Raw genomic sequence first — 23,532 nt, forward strand, 5'->3', positions numbered from 1 at the left:
GCCACGCCGGCGCGCAACACCCGAGGAGAAGAGTTCGATGGGGTTTGAACACCTTAACCGCCGCTCCATGATCAAGGCCGCCGCGGCCGCGGGCGTCGCAGGCGTGATGGCGGCGCGGGCGGGCAAGGCCGCGGCGCAAGGCGCGAAGGCGCCGGTGACGCTGGTGCTGGCCAATTCGCAGTGGCTCGACGCGCTGCGCGGCAAGAGCCTGTGGAACGCGGTGCTGGAGTATCAGAAGGTCGCGCCGCACGTCACGCTGGAGCAGGAGGCCATCCCCTCCGCCGAGTTCGACAACCGGCTGACCACGGAATTCGGTGCCGGGCAGGGTCCGGACATCGCGATCATGCAGGAAGGTTTGTTCTACTCGATCGCCGATGCGGGCTTCCTGGTGGACCTCGCGCCCGTGGCGCAGGGTGTTTCCAACCTCAACGCGACCAACGGCAACGGCGTGGTGAAGGGCAAGCGCCTGGGCATCGCCTGGCAGCGCGCCGTTTACGCGCTGATCTACAACAAGCCGCTGCTCGACGCGGGGCACGCCGCGGTGCCGACGACGGTGGAGGCGCTGATCGCCTCCGCCCGCGCCGTCACGGCCGCAACGGGGGCCATCGGCTTCACCGCGCGCCACCAGATCGCCGACTTCTCGGGCTGGTTCATGGATTTCCAGAACTGGGCCTACGGCTACGGCGTGAACTGGGTGGACGGGCAGAAGATCACCGTCGACACGCCGGAAGCGCTGGCGGCCTTTCGCGCCTTCAAGCAGATGTACGACGCGAAGATCCTGCCGATCGGCGACAACATGCCGACGCAGCGCACCCGCTTCAAGGAAAACAAGGTCGCCTTCAGCATCGACAACAGCGGCGGCACGCTGAACATCGTGTCCGGCGGCGCGCTGGCGGCGAAGGACCTCTACGCCGCGCCCCTGCCCTTTCCGAAGCCCGGCGCGCACCAGCAGATCTTCCTGGGCGTGAATGGCAACGGCAAGCACAAGGACGAGGCGATCGCTTTCCTGCGCTGGCTGGTGAGCGCGGACGGGCAGATGTCGCTGCGCAAGGCATCGGGCCCCGACGCGCTGGCGACCGACGTGCCGGTGACCGAGGAGTTCCGCGCCGCCAACCCCTGGGCGGACCGTTTCGTGGAACTGGCCAAGACGTCGCGCAGCACGCTGATCCCCGGCTACGAGGTCGAGACCACGCAGATCATGCGCCCGGTGATGGAAGCGCTGGAGCGGGTGATCGTCGCCGGTGCCGATCCCAAACCGGCGCTGGCGGAGGCGCAGCGGCGCGTCGATCAGCAGTTCTGAGCGGACGGGAGGGTCTGGTGGCGCGCGCAACTTCCGGCGGGCGGGGCGCGGGCAGGGCGCTGCTGCCTTACGCCTTTCTCGCGGCGCCCATGGCCTACCTGGGCGTCTTCATGTTCTGGCCGCTGGGGCGGCAGATCTGGATCAGCCTGACCAACACGCGGATCGTCAATCCCAACGGCGGCAGCTTCATCGGCCTGCGCAACTACGAGCGGCTGCTGGACGACCCGTCCTTCTACGGCTCGCTCTGGACCACGGCGGTTTACGCCGCCGTGTCGGTGGTGCTGGGCGTGCTGCTGGGCGTGATCTCGGCGCTGGCGATCGACCGGCCTTTCCCGGGGCGGGCGGTGGTGCGGTCGGTGCTGCTGTTCGGCTGGGCCATGCCCAACGTGGCGACGGCGCTGATCTGGCTGTGGATGTTCAACGAGCAGTCGGGCGTGCTGAACACCGTGGTGGAGGCGCTGGGCCTCGGGCGCTTCGCTTGGCTGACCAGCACCACGCTGGCGCTGCCCTCGATCCTGCTGGTGACGGTGTGGCAGGTGGCGCCCTTCGTGATGCTGGTGGTGCTGGCAGCCCTGCAGTCGGTGCCGGGCGAGCTGCGCGAGGCGGCGCGGATCGACGGGGCCGATGCGCTGAACGTGTTCCGCACCGTGACGCTGCCGCACATCATCCCGTCGGTGCAGCTGGTGTCGCTGCTGGTGGCGGTGTGGTCGATCCGGCGCTTCGACATCATCTACCTGCTCACTGGCGGCGGGCCGCTCGGGAGCACCAGCACGCTGGTGGTCAGGATCCGGCAGGTGGCCTTCGAGGGCTATCAGCTGGGCCTGGCCAGCGCCTACGGCGTGGTCGGGCTGGTGCTGGCGCTGCTGGTGGCGGCGCTGCACATCGCGGTGGAACGCCGGCGGGCCGGCGCGGAGGGACGGGCATGAGGGGCCGGGCCTTGCGGGGCGTGCTGCGCGCGCTGCTGATCCTGTTGCTGGTGATCTTCGCGGGTTTCCCGGTCTACTGGATGGCCACCACGGCGCTGTCGTCCAATGCCGAGCTTTACGGCAGCGGGCAGATGTTCTGGCCACGGCCGGACAACCTGCCGGCCCTGCTGGGCGAACTCGCCTCCGTGCCGATCCTGGGATGGCTCGCCAACACCGCGGTGATCGCCGCCGGGACCACGGTGCTGAGCATCGTGCTCGGCGCGGTGGGCGGCTACGCGCTGAGCCGCTTCCGCTTTCGCGGGCGGGGCCTGGTGGGCTTCCTGCTGTTCATGACGCAGGTGGTGCCCGAGGCGCTGATCCTGGTGCCGCTCTACGCCATGTTCATCACCATGGGACTGTTGAACAGCCTCACGGGGCTGGTGCTGGCCAACGTCGCCTTCTCGCTGCCGGTGGCGACCTTTATCCTCAAGGGCGCGATGGACGCGGTCCCGCACGAGATCGAGGAGGCCGCCACGGTGGACGGCTGCCCGCGCCTGGGCATCCTGACGCTGGTGGTGTTGCCGCTAATCGCGCCCAGCCTGGCGGCGGCGGCGGTGATCGCCTTCTTTGCCGGCTGGAACGAGTACCTTTTCGCCGCGACCTTCCTGCGCGACCGCGGGCTGTGGCCGACCAGCGTGGGGCTTGCCTCGTTTATCGGTCAGTACGAGACGCCGATGTCGGCGGTGATGGGATCGGCCTTCGTGTTCAGCATCCCGGCCCTCGTGTTCTTCCTGCTGATCCAACGAAAGATCGTCGCCGGCCTGACTGCCGGCGCCGTGAAGGGCTGAGCCATGCCTGAGCTGCGCTTCCGCGAGGTCTCCAAGTCGTTCGGCGACAACGCGGTGATCCGCGCCTTCGACGCCACCGTGCCGGACGGGGAGTTCCTGGTGCTGCTGGGGCCGTCGGGCTGCGGCAAGTCCACGCTCTTGCGCATGATCGCGGGGATCAGCGACATCTCCTCCGGCGAGCTGCTGTTCGACGGCGTGCGCGCCAACGAGTGGGAGCCGCGCCGGCGCGGCGTCGCCTTCGTGTTCCAGAGCTACGCGCTGTACCCGCACCTGACGGTGCGCGGGAACATCGCCTTTCCGCTGGTGATGGACGCCTTCCGGCCGTGGTACCACCTGCCGGTGGTGGGCAGCGTGATGCGCCGCCGGCTGACGCGCCGGCCGGAGATCGCGGCTGCGGTGGAACGCATCGCCCGGCAGCTGGAGCTGGAGCCGCTGCTCGACCGCCGCCCGGGCAGCCTGTCGGGCGGGCAGCGGCAGCGCGTGGCGCTGGCCCGCGCGCTGGTGCGCGACCCGTCGCTCTACCTGCTCGATGAGCCGCTCTCGAACCTCGACGCCAAGCTGCGGACGCAGACGCGCACCGAGATCTCGGCCCTGCACAACAAGGTGGGCAAGACCTTCATCTACGTGACGCACGATCAGGTCGAGGCCATGACGATGGCCACCCGTATCATCGTCATGAACGGCGGCGTGGTGCAGCAGATCGACACGCCCGAAGGCATCTACGAGAACCCGGCCAACACCTTCGTCGCGCGCTTCGTGGGCGCGCCGCCGATGAACCTCGTTCCCGTGGTGGCGCGCGGCTCGCGGCTCACCGTTTCGGACACGCTGGGCTGGGAGCACGCGGGCGCGGTGCCGCACTCGGCCGCGCTGCTGCTGGGCATCCGGCCCGAGAAGCTGAGCCTGCACGCGGAAGGGATCGGACGGCTGCCGGCGCAGGTGGCCACCGTGGAGCGGCTGGGGGCCGAAACCATCCTGGGGTGCCGGCTGCTGTCGGGACAGGAGCACGGCGAGGCGGCGCTGATCGAGCACGACCTGGTTTTCGTGCGCCTGCCCGGCAATCCGCGCGTGACGCCGGAGCAGCGCTGCTCGCTCGACTACCTGGACGCGGACGCGCTGTGGTTCGACGGCGCGTCGGGCCACCGCCTGGACGGGCGCGCGGCGGCGGCGGCCGAAGCCGTGCCGGTCCTGTCCTGAACCACCTCCGCCACCGAGGATCCGACATGCAGCCGTTCCGCGTTTCCGCCACGGGCCACAGCGTCAACTACCTGCCGGAATACGTGGCGCGCTGGCAGGGCTTCTTCGCCGCCGAAGGCCTGGAGGTGTCGGCCACCGTGCCCTCGCCCTGGGACCTGGTGCTGGATGAGATCAACACGGGCGCGGCCGAGGCGGCGCTGGGCGGCATCTGGGTGCCGTCGATGTACCTCAACCGCGCCGCCCGCTACACGCCCTTCGCGCAGGTGTCCGCCCGCGCGCCGCTGGCGCTGGTAGGACGCGAGGCGATCGGTCCGTTCGAATGGCGCATGCTGCGCGGCAAGGTCGTCATGATGAAGGGCAGCAACGGCGCCAGCGTCGGGCTGTTCATCAAGATGGTGCTGCGCGAACACGGGATTGACCCGCGCGAGGTCGGCTTCGTGCAGGACCTGGACGGCAAGATGCTGGCGACGCTGTTCGCCGGCGGCATGGGCGACTTCCTGGTGGTGGACAGTCCTTCGGCGCTGACCCTGGAAGCGGCCGGCGGCGGCCGGGTGGCGACGATCCTGGCCGAGAGCGCCGGCGACGTGCCCTGGAGCGTCTATTACGCGCCGGGCGAGAGCGACGCGGAGCGGCTGGCGGTGCAGCGGCGCTTCGTGCGGGCGCTGGGGCGCGGCATGGATTGGATCATGGCGCACGAGGCCGCGTCGTTCGGGGACTTCCTCGCGCAGACTTTTCCACGCTTCGAGGTGGGCACGCTGGTGCGGCTGGTGGATCTGTACCGTCGCACCGGCATGTGGACGACGCCGCGCATCGACCGTGCCGGTTATGAGCGCTGGCAGGGGGGCATCGCCGCCGGCCACCTCACCGCGGCCCCCATTCCCTACGAGACGCTGATCGACCTGCGCGCGACCGAGGATGTCGCCGTGGCCTGAGGCCCGGCGCCCGCGCCGGAGGCGGCCCGGCAGGTGGGAGCTGGCGGGCGGGGTTCGGCAGGCATGGGTAAAGGGGGCGCGGGTTACCGGGTGCGGGTTACCGGCCGGGGGCGGTGGTCTGCGGCGTCGACACGTCGTCCAGCAGGCCCACCAGCCGGTCGATGCGGCGCAGCCTGGTGCGGCTCGCCTCGCCCAGCATGGTGGTGACGCTCCAGGCCAGGAAGTTGATCAGCGTCACCGCCGCGGCGAAGGAGTTGAAGGGCGAGGGCGAGTGGCAGCGGCAGCGCAGGACGTGCTGCGCCACCCGGGCGCTGGCGGTGGCGCTGAGGTCGGTGATCAGGACCGTCGCGGCCCCGCTGGCGCGCGCTTCCGCCAGGATGGTGGGCAGCAGACGCGGGCGGCGGCGAAAGGCGATCACCAGCAGCACGTCGCCCTCCGCGACCGAGGCGATCTCGTGCGAGTAGCTGCCGCCGCCGGTGGGCAGCACCTGCACGTCGCCCATCGCCAGGCTGAAGTAATGCGCCGCGTGGTGCGCCAACCCGTAGCCGCTGCGCAGGCCCATGATGCGCAGGCGGCGGGCGCTGGCGATGACGCGCGCGACCTCGGTCAGAACGCGCTCGGGGATGCCCTCCACGGTGCTGCGGATGTTGTCGAGGTCGGCCTGCACCATCTGGCCGAGCACCGCGCCGGGGATCTCGCCGCCGGGCGCGCCGAGCCGGGCCAGGGGCGAGCCCCAGTGCTGTTCGGCGCGGATCAGGCGCTTGGCGTCCGGATAGGTCGCGTAGCCCAGGGCGCGGATCAGGCGCGCCGCCGTGGCCCGGGACACGCCGGCCTTGTCCGCCAGCGCCCCCACCGTGTAGCTCGGCAGGTCCTTCTGGTACTGCAGCAGCACGGTGGCAAGCTTCTTCTCGGCCGGCGACAGCGCCTCGTAGGCGGCGTAGATGCGCGCTTCCAGCGACTGGGACGCGGGCTCCGGCACGGGCGGGGTGGGTGGCAAGGTCGGCTGTTCCCCGCGGTGCGGCGCGTGACGGAGGATGGGCGAGCGCCTGCCCCTGATACCAGATGCGGCCGGCACGATCCAAAGCCTCCCTTCGGGAGCACGGGCCAAAGGCTCCCTCCGGGAGCACGGGCCCCGGGGCGCCCCCGATCGGCAGTGCCGCGCCACGGTTCCGTTTCGAGACGTTGCGTCACCGTCTGGCGTTCTTCCGCATGCAACCTATGATTGCAGGTGGAGGGCCAACGCATGACCAAGATCCCGGATGAGTTCTGGACGACGCGCGACATCCTGGAGACCGGCGTGACCCTGATCCTGTTCAACGAGAGCGGCCGGGTCCTGGCGGAGGTCGTGGGTCCGGGGGATCACGAGTACGCCGTGATGACCATGCCGGCGGCCGTCGCCTTCGCCCTCGACCGCTGCCGCGCCGCGGGGGACCTGGCGATCCTCGACGACGAGGACCTGTGGCAGGAGCAGTGGGGCAGGCTGCGGGGCGAAGGGCCGAAGCTGAGCACGGAAGGAGCATAGACCGCCCGCGCAGCACCGGCGGCGTTCAGCCTCCCTGGCTGAGCCGCCACTGGTAGGGACCGGCCTGCACGAGGTCGCCGCGCTGCCGGGCGGCGGAAAGAACGCGAAGCAGCACGTTCTTGCGCAGGCCCGTCAGCTCCCGGAGTTCCACCAGGCTCAACGGCAGGTCGTGCCCCTGGAACTGGATCAGGACCAGGGTCAGCTGTTCCGAAGCCTCATCCCAGTTCGCATGGCCCGGCCTGCCAACGGGTGAACTGTGCTGGAACATTTGGGGGCGGGCTACCTTGGGAGGGGGATAGTCAGGAACAACAATAAAGCTGCGTGATCCGGACCGATAGGGTTCTGTTCGTGAAACGGCCGCCCCGGGGGCCTTCGACGCGCTGGGCCTCGATTCCGCCGGCCCGGTGCCGCCCGTTCTAAGGAATGGCGGCGCCGTTCAGGGAGGCGATCAGCGCCCCGACCTCCGAGGCGGGCACAGGGCGGCTGAAGAAGTATCCCTGCACGTGGTCGCAGCCCTCCATCTGCACGTGCCGCAGCTGTTCGGGCGTTTCCACGCCCTCGGCGGTCACGGTCATGCCCAGCATGTGCGCCATGCGCGTGACGGCGTGCAGGATGGTGCGCGCTTCCCGGCCCTTGGTGATGGAACACACGAAGGAGCGGTCGACTTTGAGGTTGTCGAAGCGGAACTGATGCAGGTAGCCGAGCGAGGCATAGCCGGTGCCGAAGTCATCCAGCGCGATCTGCACGCCCAGCTCCCGCAGGCGGTGCAGCACCGTGAGGTTCTCGCAGTTGCCCAGCAGCGGCAGCGACTCCGTGATCTCCAGCACCAGCCGGCCGGGGGAAAGCCCGCTGACGCGCAGCGCGGCCGCGACATCCTGTGCCAGGTCCGTTTGCCGGAACTGGAAGGGTGACAGGTTCACCGCGACCTTCACCTCGGCGGGCCAGCCCGCGGCCTCGGTGCAGGCATGTTCCAGCGCCCAGCGGCCGATGGGCAGGATCAGCCCGGTTTCCTCGGCGGTGGGAATGAACTCCGCCGGCGCCACGAGGCCGCGACGCGCGCGGTTCCAGCGCATCAGCGCCTCGAAGCTCCCCACCCGGCCCGAGCGCAGGTCGACGATGGGCTGGAAGGCCAGCTCGAGCTCGCCCCGCTCGATCGCGCCGCTCAGGTCGACCTTGAGGGTTTGCCGCCGGCGCAGCTCCTCGCCCATGCCCGTCTCGAAGACGCGGTAGCACCCGCCGCCCGCGGCCTTGGCGCGGTAGAGCGCCAGGTCGGCATTCTGCAGCAGCTGCAGCGGCTGCTCGCCGGCGGCGGGCCAGGCGGCGATGCCGATGCTGGCCCCGATGGTCAGGGTGTGGTCGCCCAGCTTCAGGGGCGAGGCCAGCGCCTGGAGGATGCGCTCCGCCATGCAGCGCACCGACGCGGGCTGCAGCGCATCGTCCTGGAGGACGTGGAACTCGTCGCCGCCCGCCCGGGCCGCGAGGCCCGCGCCGCGCACGCATTCGTCCAGCCGCTGGCCGATCTGGCGCAGCAGGTCGTCGCCCACCAGGTGGCCGAGCGAGTCGTTGACCGCCTTGAAGCCGTCGAGGTCGATGCTCATCAGCGCGAAGGAGCTGCCGGGCTTGGCCTGGGCCACCCGTTCCTGCAGGACCTCGTCGAAGCGGGCGCGGTTCCACAGCCCCGTGAGGCTGTCGTGATAGGCCAGGTACTCGACATGCGCCTGGCTCATCTTGCGGTCGTGCACGTCCTCGACGGTGCCGTACCAGCGCAGGATCGTGCCGTCCGCGCCGCGCCGGGGGGCGCCGAAGGCGCGGAACCAGCGATAGCCCCCTTCCGGGTTGCACAGGCGGTACTCGATGTCGACGGGCTGGCCGCTGCGCAGCGACAGCGACCACTGCCGCACCGTTTCGGCCCGGTCGTCAGGGTGGACGGCGTCGAGCCAGTCCGAGCCCAGCGCCCGTTCCCGGCTGAAGCCCGTTTTCGCCAGCCACTGCGGGCTGACGTCCAGGACCCGGCCCTCGGGGTCGGCGATCCAGGGGATCTGCGGGTTCAGCTCCACGAAGTGGCGGTGATCCTCGACGCTTTCCTGCAGTTCCAGCTGGCAGCGATGGAGGTCGAGCAGCGCGGTCGCCACGGAGGCGAGCTCGGCCAGGGACTCGACCTCGGCCGGGGAAAGCCGCCTGGGAGTGGTATCGAGGATGCAGAGCGCGCCGAGCACGAGCCCTTCCCGGCCGATCAGGGGGGCGCCCGCGTAGAAGCGTAGCGAGGGGCAGATCATGACCTGCGGATGCGCCGCGAAGCGGGGGTCGCGCGACAGGTCCTCCACCACCAGCGGCCCCGTCGCACCGCTCAGGAGGTGCGAGCAGATCGCCAGGACGCGCTCGGTCTGGGTGCCGATTTCCAGGCAGCCTACGAGAGCCTTGCGCCACTGCCGCGTCTCGTCGATCAGGGTCACGGCGGCGATGGGCACCTGGAACAGGCGCGCCACATGGCGGGTCAGCGCATCGAGCCGGGGATCGGGCGGCGTGTCCAGCACGGCGTAGGCCTGCAGGCTGGCGAGCCGGTCGGCCTCGACGGCGTCGGGCAACGGAGAGGGCGAGGATGAGTCCATGCCAGCGGCCCTCAAGCTGTACACTGGTGTAGGGGGAGGCCGGGCCTCCCGCAGTCGATGTCAGTGCTTAAACACATGATAGCCAATCGGTCTGTCAGACAGAATGTCATCCAGATTGGAAGTTGTACACATCCGGTCGCGAAAACACCCCAGGTGGTGATCGCGCCGAGGAGCATGCAACCATCATGGGTGTCCGTCCCGGCGCCGACCGTGGTTCCCATCGCCGGCAACCCGCGCGGGGCCGCGGCGGCACCACCCCGCATCGGCCGGCGCCGCGGCATGGTTGAGCGCGTGGCTGCCTCTGGCATTCTCGCGCCCGATCCCGGCTCATCCCCTGGATCTCAGTTCATCAAGAAAGCGACGGAGGCTGCCGGTGCGGTCGTTCACGGCGCCGACAAGGGAAGCGGAGCAGTTCCTCATGACCGATAGCGACCCGGCAGCGCTGCAAACCCTGCTGCGCCTGTTCCAGGCGGGCCTGCGCGCCGCCGACCCGCGCGCGGTGCTGGCGCAGCACCTGCCCGAGCCTCCCGCGCGTGGCCGCGTGCTGGTGCTGGGCGCGGGCAAGGCCTCGGCGCTGATGGCGGCGGCGCTGGAGGAAGCCTGGCCGGAGGTGGCGATCGGCGGCCTCGTGGTCACGCGCTACGGCCACGCGGTGCCGACGCGACGGGTCGAGATCGTGGAGGCGAGCCATCCCGTGCCCGACGCGGCGGGCGAGGCGGCGGCGCGGCGGATGCTGGAGCTGTGCGATGGGCTGAGCGAGGACGACCTGGTGATCTTCCTGGCCTCGGGCGGCGGCTCAGCGCTGTTGTCGCTGCCGGCACCGGGGCTGACCTTGGCCGACAAGCAGGCGGTGAACCGGGTGCTGCTCGCCTCCGGGGCCACGATCGGGCAGATGAACTGCGTCCGGAAGCACCTGTCGGCGATCAAGGGCGGGCGGCTGGCGGCGGCCGTTTATCCGGCGCGGCTCCTCACCCTGGCGATCTCGGACGTGCCGGGCGACGACCCGGGCACCATCGCTTCCGGCCCCACCGTGGCCGATCCGGGCACCTTCGCCGAGGCGCGGGAGATCCTGCGCGCGCACCGCGACGCGCTGCCGCCCGCCGTGTGGCACCACCTGGAGGCGGCGGGTGAGGAAACCCCAAAGCCCGGCGACCCGCGCCTGGCACGGGCGGAGTTCCGGATGATCGCGACCCCGCTGATGGCGCTGGAGGCCGTGGCCGCGGCGGCGCGCGCCGAGGGCCTCACGCCCCTGATCCTGGGTGACGCGATCGAGGGCGAGGCGCGCGACGTCGGCACGGCGCTGGCCGGCATCGCGCGGTCGGTGGCCGAGCACGGGCTGCCGGTGCGTGCGCCCTGCGTGCTGCTGTCGGGCGGCGAGACCACGGTGACGCTGCGACCCAGTGACGGGCCGCCCGGCCAGGGCGGGCGCAACACCGAGGCGCTGCTGGGCTTCACCCTGGCCACCGCGGGGCGGCCCGGCACCTGGGCGCTGATGGCCGATACCGACGGCATCGACGGCGTGGAGGCGGCGGCCGGCGCCATGGCAACGCCCGACAGCCTCGCGCGCGCCAGGGCGGCCGGGCTCGACCCGCGCGAGGCCTTGCGGCGGCACGATGCCACCGGGCTGTTCGGGGCCCTGGGAAACCTGGTGGTCACCGGGCCGACCCTGACCAACGTGAACGACCTGCGGATCGTGCTGCTGCGCTGAACGGCGCTCGGGTTTCCGTGCCGCTGGTGCGCGGGGTTTGAGGGCACCCCCGCTTTGCAGCCCGCGCCGGGCGTGGGATGACCGCGGCGCCCGGCGCGGGGCGCGCTTCGCCGCCACCGCGCCCGGCCGGACATTCAGGGAGGCGAACCGTGCCGCAAAGGATTCCGCTGCGCCGCCGGCGACGGACCAAGGTCGTGGCCACGCTGGGCCCCGCCAGCTCCACGCCGGAGATGATCGAGCGGCTGTTCCGCGCCGGCGCCGACGTGTTCCGGCTGAACTTCAGCCACGGCACGCACGAGGGCCACGCTGCCAACATCGCGACGATCCGCGCGCTGGAAAGCAAGGTGGGCCGTCCCATCGGCATCCTGGCCGACGTGCAGGGCCCGAAGCTGCGGGTGGGCAAGTTCGCCGCCGGGCGGGTGCAGCTGCAGACCGGCCAGGGCTTCCGCCTCGACATGTCGCCGGTGCCGGGCGACGCGCGGCGCGTGCAGCTGCCGCACCCCGAGATCCTCGGCGCCGCCACCATCGGCACCACGCTGCTGCTCGACGACGGCAAGCTGCGCCTGCGCGTGACGCGGGCGCGCGAGGATCACCTGGAAACCGAGGTGGTGGTGGGTGGGGCGCTGAGCGACCGCAAGGGCGTGAACGTGCCCGACGTGGTGCTGCCGATCCCGGCGCTGACGGAGAAGGACCGCGCCGACCTCGACTTCGTCTTGCCGCTGGGCGTCGAGTATATCGGCCTGAGCTTCGTTCAGCGGCCCGAGGACGTGGCCGAGGCCAAGGCGATCGCGGCCGGGCGCGCCTGGATCATGGTGAAGATGGAGAAGCCGCAGGCGGTGGAGAACCTCGACTCCATCCTGGCGCTGACCGACTGCGTGATGGTGGCGCGCGGCGACCTCGGCGTGGAGTGCCCGCCCGAGGAAGTGCCGCTGATCCAGAAGCGCATCGTCCGCTCCGCCCGGAGCCGCGGCCTGCCGGTGGTGGTGGCAACCCAGATGCTGGAGAGCATGATCACCTCCCCCTCGCCCACCCGGGCCGAGGCGTCGGACGTGGCCACGGCCGTGTTCGACGGCGCCGACGCGGTGATGCTCTCGGCCGAGAGTGCCGCGGGTCAGTTCCCCTTCGAGGCGGTCAACATGATGGACCGCATCCTCAACCGGGTGGAAAGCGATCCCGGTTGGCGCGCCGCCACGGACGCGGCCCGGCCCGCGCCGGAGGCCACGGCGTCCGGCGCCATCGCCACCGCGGCGCGGCAGGTTGCCTCCACCATCGGGGCGGAGGCCATCGCGACCTTCACCTCCACCGGCTCGACCACGCTGCGCGTGGCGCGCGAGCGGCCGAGCGCGCCGATCCTGGCACTCACGCCGGAAGAAGCCACCGCGCGGCGCCTGGCCGTGGTCTGGGGGGCGCATTCGCTGGTCACCGCCACGCCGCACTCCATGACCGAGATGGTCAGCCGCGCCACGCGCGCGGCCAGCACCGAGGGCTTCGCCAACCGGGGCGACGAGATCGTGGTCACCGCCGGCGTGCCCTTCGGCCAGCCAGGAACCACCAACGCCCTGCGCGTCGCCGTGGTGGGCGACAAGACGGGCTGACGGCTGCGCGCGGGCTGGCGCGCGATGGCGGCACGCTTCAGCCATGCGGTCCGGCGTGCCGGGCCAGTGACTTGGGTCGCCGGGGGAGTCGGGCCGGCGAGCGGGGCCGCTGGGTTGGGCCGACATGGCCGATCCCTCCGGCCCCGCGTCCTTCGCCGGGCCGGAGGGCGGCGGAAGTTCTAGTCCGCCTTCTCGTGCTTGGCGGCCAGCTTCGCCAGCTTCTCGCCCAGCTTGCTGGTGTACTCGTCGGCCTTGTAGATGTCGGACACGATGGACTTGAGCTGCTTGGCGTCGTCCTTGCGGCCGAGCGCCTGGGCATAGGCGGCGGCCGAGCCGAAGCCGGTAATGCCGTAGTGCGACATGCGCTGGTACTGGGCGATCAGCACGATGTCGCGGAGATCGCCATCCTCGGGCGCTTCCTGCAGGCCATGCTTGAGGGCTTCCTTGACCAGCCCTTCCATGCCCTTGCAGTGCTCCTTCTCGACCTCACCGCCGCTGGCTTCCAGCAGGGACCTGATGGTGTCCGTGTGCTTGGTGATGCCGCCGAGCGATTCTTCCAGCAGCGACTTCAGCTTGCTGTCGTGCGCCTGGCCGGACAGCTTGCCGAGGACCTGGCGCATCTGGTCGTTGGCGGACCAGAGGTCCTTGAGCTCGTCGGTGTAGACGTCCATGAGGGTGTCGGGTGCGGACATGCGCTGCCTCCTCAGCTGGGTGACGTTACGCAGGTGAACCCGGTGCGGGAGCGGATGTTTCCGGCCGCCGTGAGGTTCACGCGAAGGTCACGGATTTCGGGGGCCGGCGCGCCCCTGCGCACCACCTGGCTGAGCAGGGACGGCGTGGCCCACGTGACGGCGGCACTCGCCCCGATGCTGCATGCCGGCGAAACCACGGCGCGGGCGGGCTGAACGGCAGCAGGTTGCGAACGAGCGGGAGCCTTGTTGCGCCTGAAATTCCGTAGGATAGAATCCAGCGCCCTTCCGGAGGGCTCCTGCCACGCCGATTACCGACGAAACGCCGACGGGCGATACCCCCCGGCCGCGGTGCCCGCCGGGGTGCTGCCCGCCCCTTGCCCGATCTCCTGCCGCGTCGCGCCAATCTCGGTTGCGGCTGGGACATCCGCCCGGGCTTCCTCAACATCGACCTGCACGGCTTCCACAAGCCCGACTTGGTGGGCGACATCACCGACCTGCCGCAGCTGCCGTCGGGCCATTTCGAGGCGCTGGTGGCGCAGGACGTGCTGGAGCACCTGGAGCGCGGCAAGGTTCCCGGCGCGATCGCGGAATGGTCGCGGCTGCTGGCGCCCGGCGGGGTGATCGAGCTGCGGATGCCGAGCCTGCTGCACCTGATGGCCATGCTGGCCTCGCCGGAATGGCGAACGCCCGAGAAGGCGGCCGAGGTGACGCACCTGATGTTCGGCAGCCAGGCCTATAACGGCGACTACCACCTGTCGGGCTACACGCCGGCGCTGCTGGTCAAGCTGCTGGGCGATGCCGGGCTGCTGGTGTGCGAGGCGCGGGTGCGCGACGGCTGGCTGTTCGAGCTGCGCGCGCGCAAGGCCGCCGCGCTGACGGTGCCGGAGGAGGTGGTGGGGCAGTGCTACTTCGAGGAGCTGCACCGCCCGGCCGATGCCGCGGGCCTTGCGGGCTTCGCGGCCGCGATGCGCGACGGCATGACGGAGGCGGCGCTGCGCAACGCGCTGCGGGGCAGCGACGAGGCCGAGTTCCTGCGCCACAACCCGAGCTTCCTCGTGCCCTATCGCGGGCAGACGATCGGCGCCTGACGGGCGCCGCCGTCGCGCCGGCAGGAACGCGCCGCGCGTTCCGGCCTGCGCGGCCCAACCCGTGCGAACCGGCACGCACCGGTCCGTCAGCGGAGCAGGTTGGTTTTCGCCAGGTCCAGGATCTGACTGCCCCGGCCGTCGAGCACCGCGCGGGCAAGCCAGAAGCTGAAGCCCGCGACCTGCTCGACCTCGAGCTTGGGCGGCATGGCGAGTTCCTGCCGGGCCGACACCACGTCGAGCAGCGCCGGGCCCGGATGCGACAGCACCGAGCGCATCGCCTGCTCCAGCTCGCCCGGGTCTTCCACGCGGATCGCGAAGATCCCGGCCGCCTTGGCCACCGCGGCGAAATCGGGGTTGTCCAGGGCCACCCCGGTGTCGAGGTAGCCGGCCGACTTCATCTCCATCTCCACGAAACCCAGCGTGCCGTTGTTCAGCACCACCACCTTCACCGGCAGCCCGTGCTGCCGCAGCGTCAGCAGGTCGCCCATCAGCATGGTGAAGCCGCCATCGCCCGAGAAGGAGATCACCTGCCGGTCGGGAAAGCTCGCCTGCGCGCCGATGGCCTGCGGCAGCGCGTTGGCCATGGAGCCGTGATTGAGCGAGCCGATCAGCCGGCGCCGGCCGTTCATCCGAAGGTAGCGCGCCGCCCAGATCGTCGGGGTGCCGACGTCGAAGGTGAAGACCGCGTCGGCGGCGGCCGCCTCGCTCATCACGCGGGCGACGTGCTGCGGGTGGATCTTGTGCCCGGGCCTGCCCACGGCCAGGTCGTCCAGCCCTTCGCGCGCCTTGCGATAGCGCTCGAGGCTGGTGGAAAGGTGGCGCTTATCGGTCTTGGGTTTCAGGCGCGGCAGCAGCGCCGCGATGGTTTCCCCGACATCGCCCACCAGCCCGAGATCGATCGGACAGCGGCGGCCGAGGTTGCTGGCGCGCAGGTCCAGCTGCGCCACCTTGGCGCCCTCCGGATAGAATTGCCGGTAGGGGAAGTCGGTGCCCAGCATCAGCAGCGTGTCGCAGCTTTCCATGGCGTGGTAGCCCGAGGAAAAGCCGATCAGCCCGGTCATGCCCACGTCGTAGGGGTTGTCCCACTCCACGCTTTCCTTGCCGCCCAGCGCGTGGACGATCGGCGACTGCAGCGCCTCGGCCAGCTGCATCAGCGGCGCGTGGGCGCCGGCGCAGCCGCGGCCGCACAGCAGGGTCACGCGCTCGCCCTCGTTGAGCAGCCGGGCCAGGGCGTCGAGCTCCGGCTCCGCCGGGCGCACCACGGGCCTGGCCGGCAGCGGCGCGGTGGAAAGGCGTGCGCCCTTGGGCATGTCCTGCGTGGCGATGTCACCCGGGATCACCACCACGGCCACGCCGCGCTCGGCGACCGCGACGCGCATCGCGGTTTCCAGCACGCCCGGCAACTGTGCGGGGCTGCTCACCAGTTCGCAGTAATGGCTGCACTCGGCGAACAGGTTCTGCGGGTGGGTTTCCTGGAAGTAGTTGCGGCCGACCTCGGCGCTGGGAATATGCGCGGCGATCGCCAGCACCGGCACGCGGGAGCGCTGGCAGTCGTAGAGGCCGTTGATCAGGTGGAGGTTGCCTGGCCCGCAGGAGCCGGCGCAGACCGCGAGTTCGCCGGTGAGGTGCGCTTCCCCGCCGGCGGCGAAGGCGGCCACTTCCTCGTGCCGGGTGTGGATCCAGTCCATGTCCTCCTGCTTGCGCAGGGCCTCGGTAAACCCGTTCAGGCTGTCGCCGACGATGCCGTAGACCCGCCGGACACCGGCCCCGTGCAGGGCCTGGATCACGAGGTCGGCGACGCTCTGCTTGCTCATGCGATGCACTCCGGTTCTGGGGTTCAGGCGCGGGTCAGGCGGTGGCCAGCCATGCTGCGCCGGTCGGATGCCTGCGAAACCGCATTTTCCTGCCCTTGTTCGGCCCGGAGGCGGCATCGCGCGGGACTGGCGCGAAGATCGATCGGCTGCTCCACCATGGCATGGCCTCGCTCGGGGATGGCTTCGGCGGTCCGCGTCGCGATCAGCGGAGGATCGGTGGCGAGGATCGGGGCATGGCGTGTTTTCGCGAACGGCACCCGGTGGGAAACACGGCACCCATTACTGGGTTGCGGCAGCACGATCCCGATCGGTTCTGCGGGCGCGCCGTATCTTTACTGTCATTTATAATACTGAGTGGGTAGATGATCGGCGGCGGCGAATGATTGCTACGCCGTAATATCACGCGCGACCCGCTTCGCCGGGGCGCCGGGCCGGGCCGGTTCACCGCCCGAGACAACGGGGTGCCGGCAAGGGGAGACGTGTTCACGCCGCGCGCGGCCACCGCGGCGCGGCGGAGGTCGGCAAGCCGTGTCGTCACGGCACCACCCGCCTCCCCCGTGCCTGCGGGGAGAAGCTCGGAAGCCGGGGTGCGGAGCTGCGCCTCCAGCGCTTCTCCCGCGCGTGCGCGGGAGAAACCGGGCGGACGCCGCCGGGGTCGGCCCTTTTACGCGCGGTGACGGGGGTGCTGGCGCGCCTCGGGGTTCACGATCACGTCGGCGGGCAGCACGCCGTTGAAGCAGTCGAGCACGCTCTGCGCGGCCGACATCGCCATGCGGCGGGTGCCCTCGTCGGTGCTGGCGGCGATGTGCGGCGCCAGGATGCAGTTGGGCGCGGTCAACAGCGGGTTGCTGGCCACGGCGGGTTCCTGCACCACCACGTCGATGCCGGCCATGCCCACCTGGCCGGAGCGCAGCGCGTCGGCCAGCGCGTCCTCGTCCACCAGCTTGCCGCGGGCGGTGTTGATGAAGAAGGCGCCGCGCTTCATGGCGCCGAGGAAGCCTGCGTTGACGGTGCCGCGCGTGGCTTCGCTCGACGGGCAGTGCAGCGTCACGATGTCGGCCTGGCCCAGCGCCTCGTTGAGGTCCACCACCGCCTCGTAGCCGGAGCCGCGGATGGTGCCCACGGGGATGAAGGGATCGTACACGGTCACCCGCAGACCGAAGGCGGCACAGAGGCGCGCCACGCGCGTGCCGATGCGGCCGAAGCCCAGGATCAGCACCGTCATGCCGGCGATGTCGCGGGTGGGCAGTTCCGGCGTCACGCCCCAGCCCATGGCACGCACGCGCTGATCATACTGCACGGTGCGGCGCGCGCAGGCGAGCATCAGCATCAGCGCGTGCTCGGCCACCGAGCCCGCATTGGCTTCCGGCGTGATGGTGACGAAGACGCCGCGCTCGGTCATGCCGGGGATGTCGATCAGGTCGTAGCCGACGCCGTGGCGCGCCACGATCTGCAGGTTGGGCGCCTGCGCCGCCATGGCCGCGTCCACCACGTTGGTGCGCACGATGATGCCGTCGGCGCGCGGCAGGGCATCGGCCATCGCCTCGGGCGTCAGCTTGGGCACGACCTCCACCGTGACGCCGGGTGCCGCCCGGAGCAGGGCGATGGCGTCATCGTGGATGGGACGCATGATCAGGACGTTGGGCACGGAGCGCGGCTTCCTTGTTTAGCGTTCGCAGCGGATGAAAACGGTGGAGCGGTTGGCGACCTCGCCCACGTCGGCGGCGGGGCGGTCGGGGCCGCTGCTGGTGGCCTGCATGGGCTTGATGCCGGCGGCCTCCAGGAAGGCGCCGGCGCGTTCGCCCTTCACCGCGAAGTTGACGTTCTGCGCGATGTCGCCGGTGCGGCGCGACACCGCCTCGGCGTTGAGCTTGCTCACCACCACGCCCACCACGTTGCCCTGGCCGTCGAGCAGCGGGCCGCCGGAATTGCCGGGCTGCACGGGGGCGCTGATCTGGAACTCGTCCGGGTCGTTGCGCAGGCCGGCCAGGCCGTTGACCACGCCGGTGGTGAGCTTGGGGTCCTGGCTGAGCAGGCCCGTCAGCGGGAAGCCGTAGGTCACCACCGTATCGCCGCGCCGCACCGGGTTGGTGCGAAAGGCGAGCGGCGGCAGCGTCAGCCCGGCCACGTCCACTAGCCCGAGGTCGAGCTTGGGGTCCGACTTGTCGGGCGTCGCGGCAAAGGAGCGCCCGTCGGGGGCGCGCACCAGGACGCGGTTGCACTGCCCGATGACGTGGAAGTTGGTCAGGAAGCGGCCCGGCGCCACCGCGAAGCCGGTGCCCGAGGAGGCCTGGGCGCGCGGGTTGGGCTGCGCCGAGGGCGGCGTGGGCGCCGCCGCGGCACCGGGGGCGGGGCCGGCGGCGGGCGCGGTCACCGTGGTGAAGGCGATCGTCGGGCGGCCGCAGATCTCCTGGTCGCGGCGGATGCTTTCGCGCCCATCGGCCAGCAGCAGGCGCAGGTCGAAGCGGCAGCCGGTTTCGGGCCGGGTGCGCAGCACGAAGGTGCCGTCATCGGCGAGCGGCCCTTCGGTGAGGAGGTTGCTGCCCCAGTCCGTGCGGCCGGTACGAACGGCGAAGAAGCCGCTCGCCGCGCTGCCGGTGTTGTTGCGGATGCGGAAAACATTGGCCGCCGCGGCACCGTCCCGGTTCGCGGCCGCGGGCGGCTGGGCGGGGGTGGTCTGCGCGGGGGCGACCCCGGTGCCCGCCAGCAGCAGCGCGGCCCCGAGAAGGAGCGGGGCGGTGCCACGGCGGGACCGGGGGGAGCGGACCGGGGAAGCGGCCTCAGGGGTGGGAACCGGGAAGAGGGCGGGTCGCATGATGCGCGAAGGTGTCAACCGCCGCAGCGCCACGGTCAATCCACCTGCCCGGAGCCACCGTGATGGGCCAACATGCTGGGCCAATATGGTGGGCGCCGTGCGGCCAGGACGGGCGCGGTGTCCCAGGGAATCCCAGGGCGTCACGGCGTGACCGGCCGTCCCGGCCGCCGGACGCGCCGTTCAGCCCGCCCGCACCGTCCGCACCAGGGCTGCGACGTGCTCGGGCGGGGTTTGCGGCACGATGCCGTGGCCGAGGTTGAACACGAAGGGACGGCCGCGCATCGCAGCCAGCAGCGCCCGCGCCTCGGCCTCGAGCCCCGGGCCGCCGGCCACCAGCGCCTGCGGGTCGAGGTTGCCCTGCAGCGCCACCTTGGCCGGGATGTTGGCGGCGGCCCAGCGCGGGTCCATGGCGGTGTCCATGCCCACCGCCTGAATGCCGGTGCGCGCCACGTATTCCACCAGCATCGGGCCGGCCAGGCGCGGGAAGCCGATGATCGGGAAGCCCTCGGGCAGGCGCTTGCGCAGGCGGCGCACCAGTTCGGCCGTGGGCTCGATCACCCAGCGGCGAAAGCCCGCCGGCGGCAGCAGGCCGGCCCAGCTGTCGAAGATCATCAGCGCCTCGGCCCCGTTTTCCGCCTGCGCCAGCAGGTATTCCACCGTGGCGTCGGACACGGTGCGGATGAGTCGCGCGAACAGCGCCGGGTCGGCGTAGCTCAGGCGCCGGGTATGGGGGAACTCGCCCCCGCCGCGGCCGTCCACCATGTAGCAGGCCACCGTCCAGGGGGCGCCCGCGAAGCCGATCAGCGCCGTGCGCTGGTGCTGCACCGCCAGCGTCGCGGACAGGCGCCGCACGGTTTCCAGGATCGGGGCAGCGCGCTCCACCACCCGGTCCACCTCCAGCGCCCCGATCGCGGCGGAGTCACGCAAGGGTTCCAGCAGCGGGCCCTCGCCTTCCGCGAAGCGCAGCGGCTGCCCCATGGCCCAGGGCACCATCAGGATGTCGCTGAACAGGATCGCGGCGTCGAAGCCGTAGCGGCGCAGCGGCTGCAGCGTCACCTCGGTGGCGAGCTCCGGATCGGTGCAGAGCGAGATGAAGTCGCCCGCCTGGGCCCGCACGATCCGGTATTCCGGCAGGTAGCGCCCGGCCTGGCGCATCAGCCAGACCGGCGGCGGCCAGACGGCCTCGCCGGCCAGGGCGCGGAGGAAGGGCTTGTCCGGCATGTCCATGGCGCCTCTTTCACTTAAAAACTTGAGTCAGAGAAGTCTTGTGGTGGCTTGTAGGGCCTGTGGATAACGAGGACGCAGCCCGTCCACTGACTCACGCCCGAGTTGTCCACAGGTCGTGAGTCGGCGTGACTCGCGGAGTCAGGGCGAGTCGCTGACTCAGTCCCGAGTCATAGCCGACCGAGGGGCAGGGTTGTCCCGGATGGCATGAGTCGTGACTCACGGTCCCCGGTTCTCCCAGGCAGCTGTCCGGGGCCGGAACTTATCCCCGGGTGCCACAGGAGGGGTCCGGCGGGCGCACCGCTTATCCACCAGCCGGCCGCGCGGGTCGCGAGCCGATTTCCGCAGCGGCAACGTCGTCAGGAAGGCACTGGATGGCTGGCGGCGGCGCTGCCGCCGAGGCTGCTCCCAGGGAGGGGGAGAAGGAATTCTCCCCCTCCCCCTCCCCGGACCCCTCACCCCTCATCTTTTTTCCGGACGCTGCCGCGGGAACGCGGCTGACGCGGTGCGCTCCGGCTCACGGAGCCGGGGCGAGGGACGGTTCAGCCAGGGCTGACACGAAGTCTTCTTCATTTCAGCAGCGCCGACGGTGGCCGTACCGCGATCGGCTCGCACCCTTCCCGCGGCAGCGTCCCGAAAGAAGATGAGTGGGGGTCCGGGGGAGAGAATTCTTTCTCTCCCCCGGAACAGCGCCACGCGAAGCAACGCCCCCAGCCCGGAACACGATTGGCTGTCCGACCGTGCCCGGAGCTGCTCCGGACTTCCCCCGCCACGGATGCGGCGTCATGCTGGCGCGCATGTCGCAGCACCGTCACGTCAACCTGCACCTCGTGTCCGACAGCACCGGGGAGACCCTGGCCTCGATGGCGCGCGCGACGCTGGCGCGCTTCGAGGACCCGCACGCGGTGCAGCACCGCTGGTTCTTGGTGCGATCACGCTTTCAGCTCGAACAGGTGCTGGAGGGTATCCAGGCGGAGCCCGGGCCGGTGCTGGCCACCATTGCCGACCATTCCATCCGGCACAGCCTGGAGGAGTTCTGCACCAAGCTCGGCGTGACCTTCCTGTCGGTGCTGGACCAGACGCTGGAGCTGTTGCAGCGCGAGATCGGCGCGGCCGCCAAGGAGAAGCGCGCGGCGCAGCACGTGCTCGACGCCGATTATTTCCGGCGCATCGACGCGATGCATTACGTGCTGGCGCATGACGACGGGCAGGGCACGGCCGGGATCAACGAAGCGGACGTCTGCCTCGTCGGCGTGTCGCGGTCGAGCAAGACGCCGACCTGCTTCTACCTGGCGAACCGCGGCATCAAGGCGGCCAACGTGCCGATCGTGCCGGGCGCGCCGCTGCCGACCGAGCTCGACAGCCCGCCCTGCCCGGTGATCGGGCTGACGATCGACGTGGGCGCGTTGATCGAGATCCGCCGCCACCGCCTCAAGCTGATCGGGCCGGGCGGGGTGCGGCAGGACGTGACCGACTACATCGACGAGGACGCGGTGAAGGCGGAAATCCTGGCGGCGCGGCGGCTTTGCACCTCGCGCGGGTGGCCGGTGATCGACGTGACGCGGCGCTCGATCGAGGAGACCGCGGCGACAGTGCTGCAACTCAAGGAGGCCTGGCACGTCCGTCAGCTTAAGGCCGCCGCGTCGGCGCCGCCCCGGTCCAGCCCGATGGACCCGGCGGCGGAGGTGCTGAGCGGCCGGAGCTGAACCGGCGGGGAACGTCACCGGTCGTGCGTTCCGGCGGATCAGCCGGAAAGCCCGGCCCGCTGTCCCCAGCGGTGCCCAAGACGCCAAGGAGATGCGCGCATGTCCGATCCGACGCAGCCGACGCCGACCCTGCCCGACAACCCGGCCGATCCGGGCAGCCCGAACCCGGCCGAGACGCCCGGCGCGCCCGAGGTCCCGGCCGCGCCCCCGGCGCCCACGCCGCAGATCCCGAACAATCCTTCCCCCGGGGTGACGCCGGACGTGCCGACGCGGCCCGAGATCCCGCCCGGCAACCCCTCGCCCGGCGTGTCGCCGCCGGACCCGGTGCCGCCCGACCCAGCCAACCCGGACCCGACCTCACCCGGCCGCGTGTCGCCGGCGATCGCGCCCACCACGCCGGAAGTGCCGTCCTCCCCCTCCTCGCCCGAGGCGGTGCCGCCGGGCGGTCCGATGCCCGGGGTGATGAACCCCACGGCGGAGGGCGGGCCGCCGGGTGCGGATATGCCGGGGCCGCTGTGAGGCTGCGCTGATCCTGCGTGGCGCTGTCCCGGGGGAGAGAAGGAATTCTCTCCCCCGGACCCCCACTCATCTTTTTCCGGGACGCTGCCGCGCGGCGGGTGTGAGCCGGTCGCGGCACGGCGGCCGCTGGCGCTGCTGAAACCGACAAAACTTCTTTTCAGCACGGGCTGTGACGTCCCTCGCTCCGGCTCATCGAACCGGAGCGCACGGCGTCAGCCACGTTCCCGCGGCAGCGTCCTGAAAAGATGAGGGTTGAGGGGTCTGGGGAGGGGGAGAACACCTTCTCCCCCTCCCCAGGGGTGCCGCCAAGAGCGCCCAGCCCCTTCCCGCAAGGCGGGGGCAGCCCCAGAACAGGGCGACGGGACACGGTTGGCAGCGAAGGACACGGGACCATGCAGCGCGACACTCCGGCACTGGTGCTGGCCAGCGCCTCGAGCGCCCGGCGCAGCCTGTTGAGCGCGGCGGGGCTGCGCTTCGAGGCGGTCGCGGCGGCGGTGGACGAGGACAGCATCAAGGAGAGCGGCCGTGCCGAGGGGATGCCGCCCGGCGAGGTCGCGACCATGCTGGCGGAAGCCAAGGCGCGCCGCGTCGCCACGCGGCTGGACCGGCTGGCGGAGGCCGAGGGCGGCCGGGCGGGAGCGCTGGTGATCGGCGCCGACCAGCTGCTCACCTGCCGCACCGACGCGGGCGAGTTGCGCTGGTTCGACAAGCCGCGCGACCTGGCCGAGGCGCGGGAACACCTGCTGGCGCTGCGAGGGCGCGAGCACGTGCTGCACACGGCGGTGCTGTGCTGGCGCGACGGTGCGCGGGTCTGGCAGCACCTCGCGGCGCCGAGGCTGGTGATGCGCCGCTTCTCGGACAACTTCCTGGACCGCTACCTGGCCGAGGAAGGCGAGGCGATCCTGGGCTGCGTCGGCTGCTATCGCCTCGAAGGCCCCGGCGTGCAGCTGTTCGAGCGGGTGGAGGGCGACCACGCGGCGGTGCTGGGCCTGCCGCTGCTGCCGCTGCTGGGTTTCCTGCGGCAGCACGGCGTTCTGGAGGGCTGAAGGGTCGCCCGTTCC

Annotated in this window: 21 protein-coding genes; 12 read left to right on the forward strand and 9 right to left on the reverse strand. The window is 71.3% G+C overall.

Annotated features, from left to right (window positions below; all coding sequences use genetic code 11):
• The first annotated feature begins 37 nt into the window (after nt 1-37).
• The 5 genes from ACFFGY_RS18770 to ACFFGY_RS18790 are packed head-to-tail and all read left to right on the forward strand — an operon-like array spanning nt 38 to nt 5,179.
• Nucleotides 38-1,300 (forward strand): ABC transporter substrate-binding protein, encoded by a 1,263-nt coding sequence (locus ACFFGY_RS18770; protein ID WP_377046055.1) that lies wholly within the window; start codon nt 38-40, stop codon nt 1,298-1,300.
• A gap of 17 nt (nt 1,301-1,317) precedes the next feature.
• On the forward strand, nt 1,318-2,226 hold the full coding sequence (locus ACFFGY_RS18775) for a carbohydrate ABC transporter permease (RefSeq protein WP_377046056.1): 909 nt from the start codon (nt 1,318-1,320) through the stop codon (nt 2,224-2,226).
• Entirely contained in the window at nt 2,223-3,053 is an 831-nt protein-coding gene (locus ACFFGY_RS18780) for a carbohydrate ABC transporter permease (RefSeq protein WP_377046057.1), read from the forward strand. The genes ACFFGY_RS18775 and ACFFGY_RS18780 overlap by 4 nt, the downstream gene beginning before the upstream one ends.
• Nucleotides 3,054-3,056: 3 nt before the next feature.
• Entirely contained in the window at nt 3,057-4,247 is a 1,191-nt protein-coding gene (locus tag ACFFGY_RS18785) for an ABC transporter ATP-binding protein (protein WP_377046058.1), read from the forward strand.
• A gap of 26 nt (nt 4,248-4,273) precedes the next feature.
• Nucleotides 4,274-5,179 carry an ABC transporter substrate-binding protein gene (locus tag ACFFGY_RS18790; RefSeq protein WP_377046059.1) on the forward strand — a complete coding sequence of 302 codons (906 nt, stop codon included), beginning with the start codon at nt 4,274-4,276 and terminating at the stop codon, nt 5,177-5,179.
• A gap of 97 nt (nt 5,180-5,276) precedes the next feature.
• On the opposite strand, the gene ACFFGY_RS18795 is transcribed toward ACFFGY_RS18790, so the two are convergent.
• On the reverse strand, nt 5,277-6,176 hold the full coding sequence (locus ACFFGY_RS18795; protein WP_377046060.1) for a MurR/RpiR family transcriptional regulator: 900 nt from the start codon (nt 6,174-6,176) through the stop codon (nt 5,277-5,279).
• A 246-nt stretch (nt 6,177-6,422) separates the two neighbouring features.
• On the opposite strand from ACFFGY_RS18795, the gene ACFFGY_RS18800 reads away from it, so the two are divergent.
• A complete protein-coding gene (locus tag ACFFGY_RS18800; protein ID WP_377046061.1) occupies nt 6,423-6,701 on the forward strand; it encodes a hypothetical protein in 279 nt (92 codons plus the stop codon).
• Nucleotides 6,702-6,726: 25 nt separating this feature from the next.
• On the opposite strand, the gene ACFFGY_RS18805 is transcribed toward ACFFGY_RS18800, so the two are convergent.
• Together ACFFGY_RS18805 and ACFFGY_RS18810 are read right to left on the reverse strand one after the other, a co-directional pair.
• A complete protein-coding gene (locus tag ACFFGY_RS18805; protein ID WP_377046062.1) occupies nt 6,727-6,969 on the reverse strand; it encodes a hypothetical protein in 243 nt (80 codons plus the stop codon).
• 148 nt (nt 6,970-7,117) lie between these two features.
• Nucleotides 7,118-9,310: a putative bifunctional diguanylate cyclase/phosphodiesterase gene (locus ACFFGY_RS18810; RefSeq protein ID WP_377046063.1), complete on the reverse strand. Its 2,193-nt coding sequence runs from the start codon at nt 9,308-9,310 to the stop codon at nt 7,118-7,120.
• A 418-nt stretch (nt 9,311-9,728) separates the two neighbouring features.
• On the opposite strand from ACFFGY_RS18810, the gene ACFFGY_RS18815 reads away from it, so the two are divergent.
• Together ACFFGY_RS18815 and pyk are read left to right on the forward strand one after the other, a co-directional pair.
• Nucleotides 9,729-11,018: a glycerate kinase type-2 family protein gene (locus ACFFGY_RS18815; RefSeq protein WP_377046064.1), complete on the forward strand. Its 1,290-nt coding sequence runs from the start codon at nt 9,729-9,731 to the stop codon at nt 11,016-11,018.
• A 149-nt stretch (nt 11,019-11,167) separates the two neighbouring features.
• Nucleotides 11,168-12,613, forward strand: coding sequence for a pyruvate kinase (gene pyk, locus ACFFGY_RS18820; protein ID WP_377046065.1), 1,446 nt, complete (start codon nt 11,168-11,170; stop codon nt 12,611-12,613).
• Nucleotides 12,614-12,792: 179 nt separating this feature from the next.
• Here the strand turns inward: pyk and ACFFGY_RS18825 are convergent, their stop codons facing one another.
• Nucleotides 12,793-13,305 carry a YciE/YciF ferroxidase family protein gene (locus tag ACFFGY_RS18825; protein ID WP_377046066.1) on the reverse strand — a complete coding sequence of 171 codons (513 nt, stop codon included), beginning with the start codon at nt 13,303-13,305 and terminating at the stop codon, nt 12,793-12,795.
• A 374-nt stretch (nt 13,306-13,679) separates the two neighbouring features.
• On the opposite strand from ACFFGY_RS18825, the gene ACFFGY_RS18830 reads away from it, so the two are divergent.
• Nucleotides 13,680-14,393, forward strand: a complete 714-nt coding sequence (locus ACFFGY_RS18830) for a class I SAM-dependent methyltransferase (protein WP_377046067.1) — start codon at nt 13,680-13,682, stop codon at nt 14,391-14,393.
• Nucleotides 14,394-14,479: 86 nt separating this feature from the next.
• On the opposite strand, the gene poxB is transcribed toward ACFFGY_RS18830, so the two are convergent.
• The 5 genes from poxB to hemE form a co-directional block, all read right to left on the reverse strand.
• A complete protein-coding gene (gene poxB, locus ACFFGY_RS18835; protein ID WP_377046068.1) occupies nt 14,480-16,207 on the reverse strand; it encodes a ubiquinone-dependent pyruvate dehydrogenase in 1,728 nt (575 codons plus the stop codon).
• A 23-nt stretch (nt 16,208-16,230) separates the two neighbouring features.
• Entirely contained in the window at nt 16,231-16,506 is a 276-nt protein-coding gene (locus tag ACFFGY_RS18840) for a hypothetical protein (protein WP_377046069.1), read from the reverse strand.
• A 365-nt stretch (nt 16,507-16,871) separates the two neighbouring features.
• Nucleotides 16,872-17,855, reverse strand: coding sequence for a hydroxyacid dehydrogenase (locus tag ACFFGY_RS18845; protein WP_377046070.1), 984 nt, complete (start codon nt 17,853-17,855; stop codon nt 16,872-16,874).
• 18 nt (nt 17,856-17,873) lie between these two features.
• Complete coding sequence (locus ACFFGY_RS18850) at nt 17,874-19,022, reverse strand: trypsin-like peptidase domain-containing protein (RefSeq protein WP_377046071.1); 1,149 nt, start codon at nt 19,020-19,022, stop codon at nt 17,874-17,876.
• Between the two features lie 180 nt (nt 19,023-19,202).
• Nucleotides 19,203-20,249 carry a uroporphyrinogen decarboxylase gene (hemE, locus tag ACFFGY_RS18855; protein WP_377046072.1) on the reverse strand — a complete coding sequence of 349 codons (1,047 nt, stop codon included), beginning with the start codon at nt 20,247-20,249 and terminating at the stop codon, nt 19,203-19,205.
• A 782-nt stretch (nt 20,250-21,031) separates the two neighbouring features.
• On the opposite strand from hemE, the gene ACFFGY_RS18860 reads away from it, so the two are divergent.
• From ACFFGY_RS18860 to ACFFGY_RS18870, 3 genes are all read left to right on the forward strand, one after another.
• Nucleotides 21,032-21,952: a pyruvate, water dikinase regulatory protein gene (locus tag ACFFGY_RS18860; protein ID WP_377046073.1), complete on the forward strand. Its 921-nt coding sequence runs from the start codon at nt 21,032-21,034 to the stop codon at nt 21,950-21,952.
• Nucleotides 21,953-22,051: 99 nt separating this feature from the next.
• Complete coding sequence (locus tag ACFFGY_RS18865; protein WP_377046074.1) at nt 22,052-22,471, forward strand: hypothetical protein; 420 nt, start codon at nt 22,052-22,054, stop codon at nt 22,469-22,471.
• Between the two features lie 392 nt (nt 22,472-22,863).
• Nucleotides 22,864-23,517 carry a Maf family protein gene (locus tag ACFFGY_RS18870; protein ID WP_377046075.1) on the forward strand — a complete coding sequence of 218 codons (654 nt, stop codon included), beginning with the start codon at nt 22,864-22,866 and terminating at the stop codon, nt 23,515-23,517.
• Nucleotides 23,518-23,532: the final 15 nt, after the last annotated feature.

The sequence above is a fragment of the Roseomonas elaeocarpi genome, from assembly GCF_042433915.1.
Classification (GTDB): Bacteria; Pseudomonadota; Alphaproteobacteria; order Acetobacterales; family Acetobacteraceae; genus Roseomonas; species Roseomonas elaeocarpi.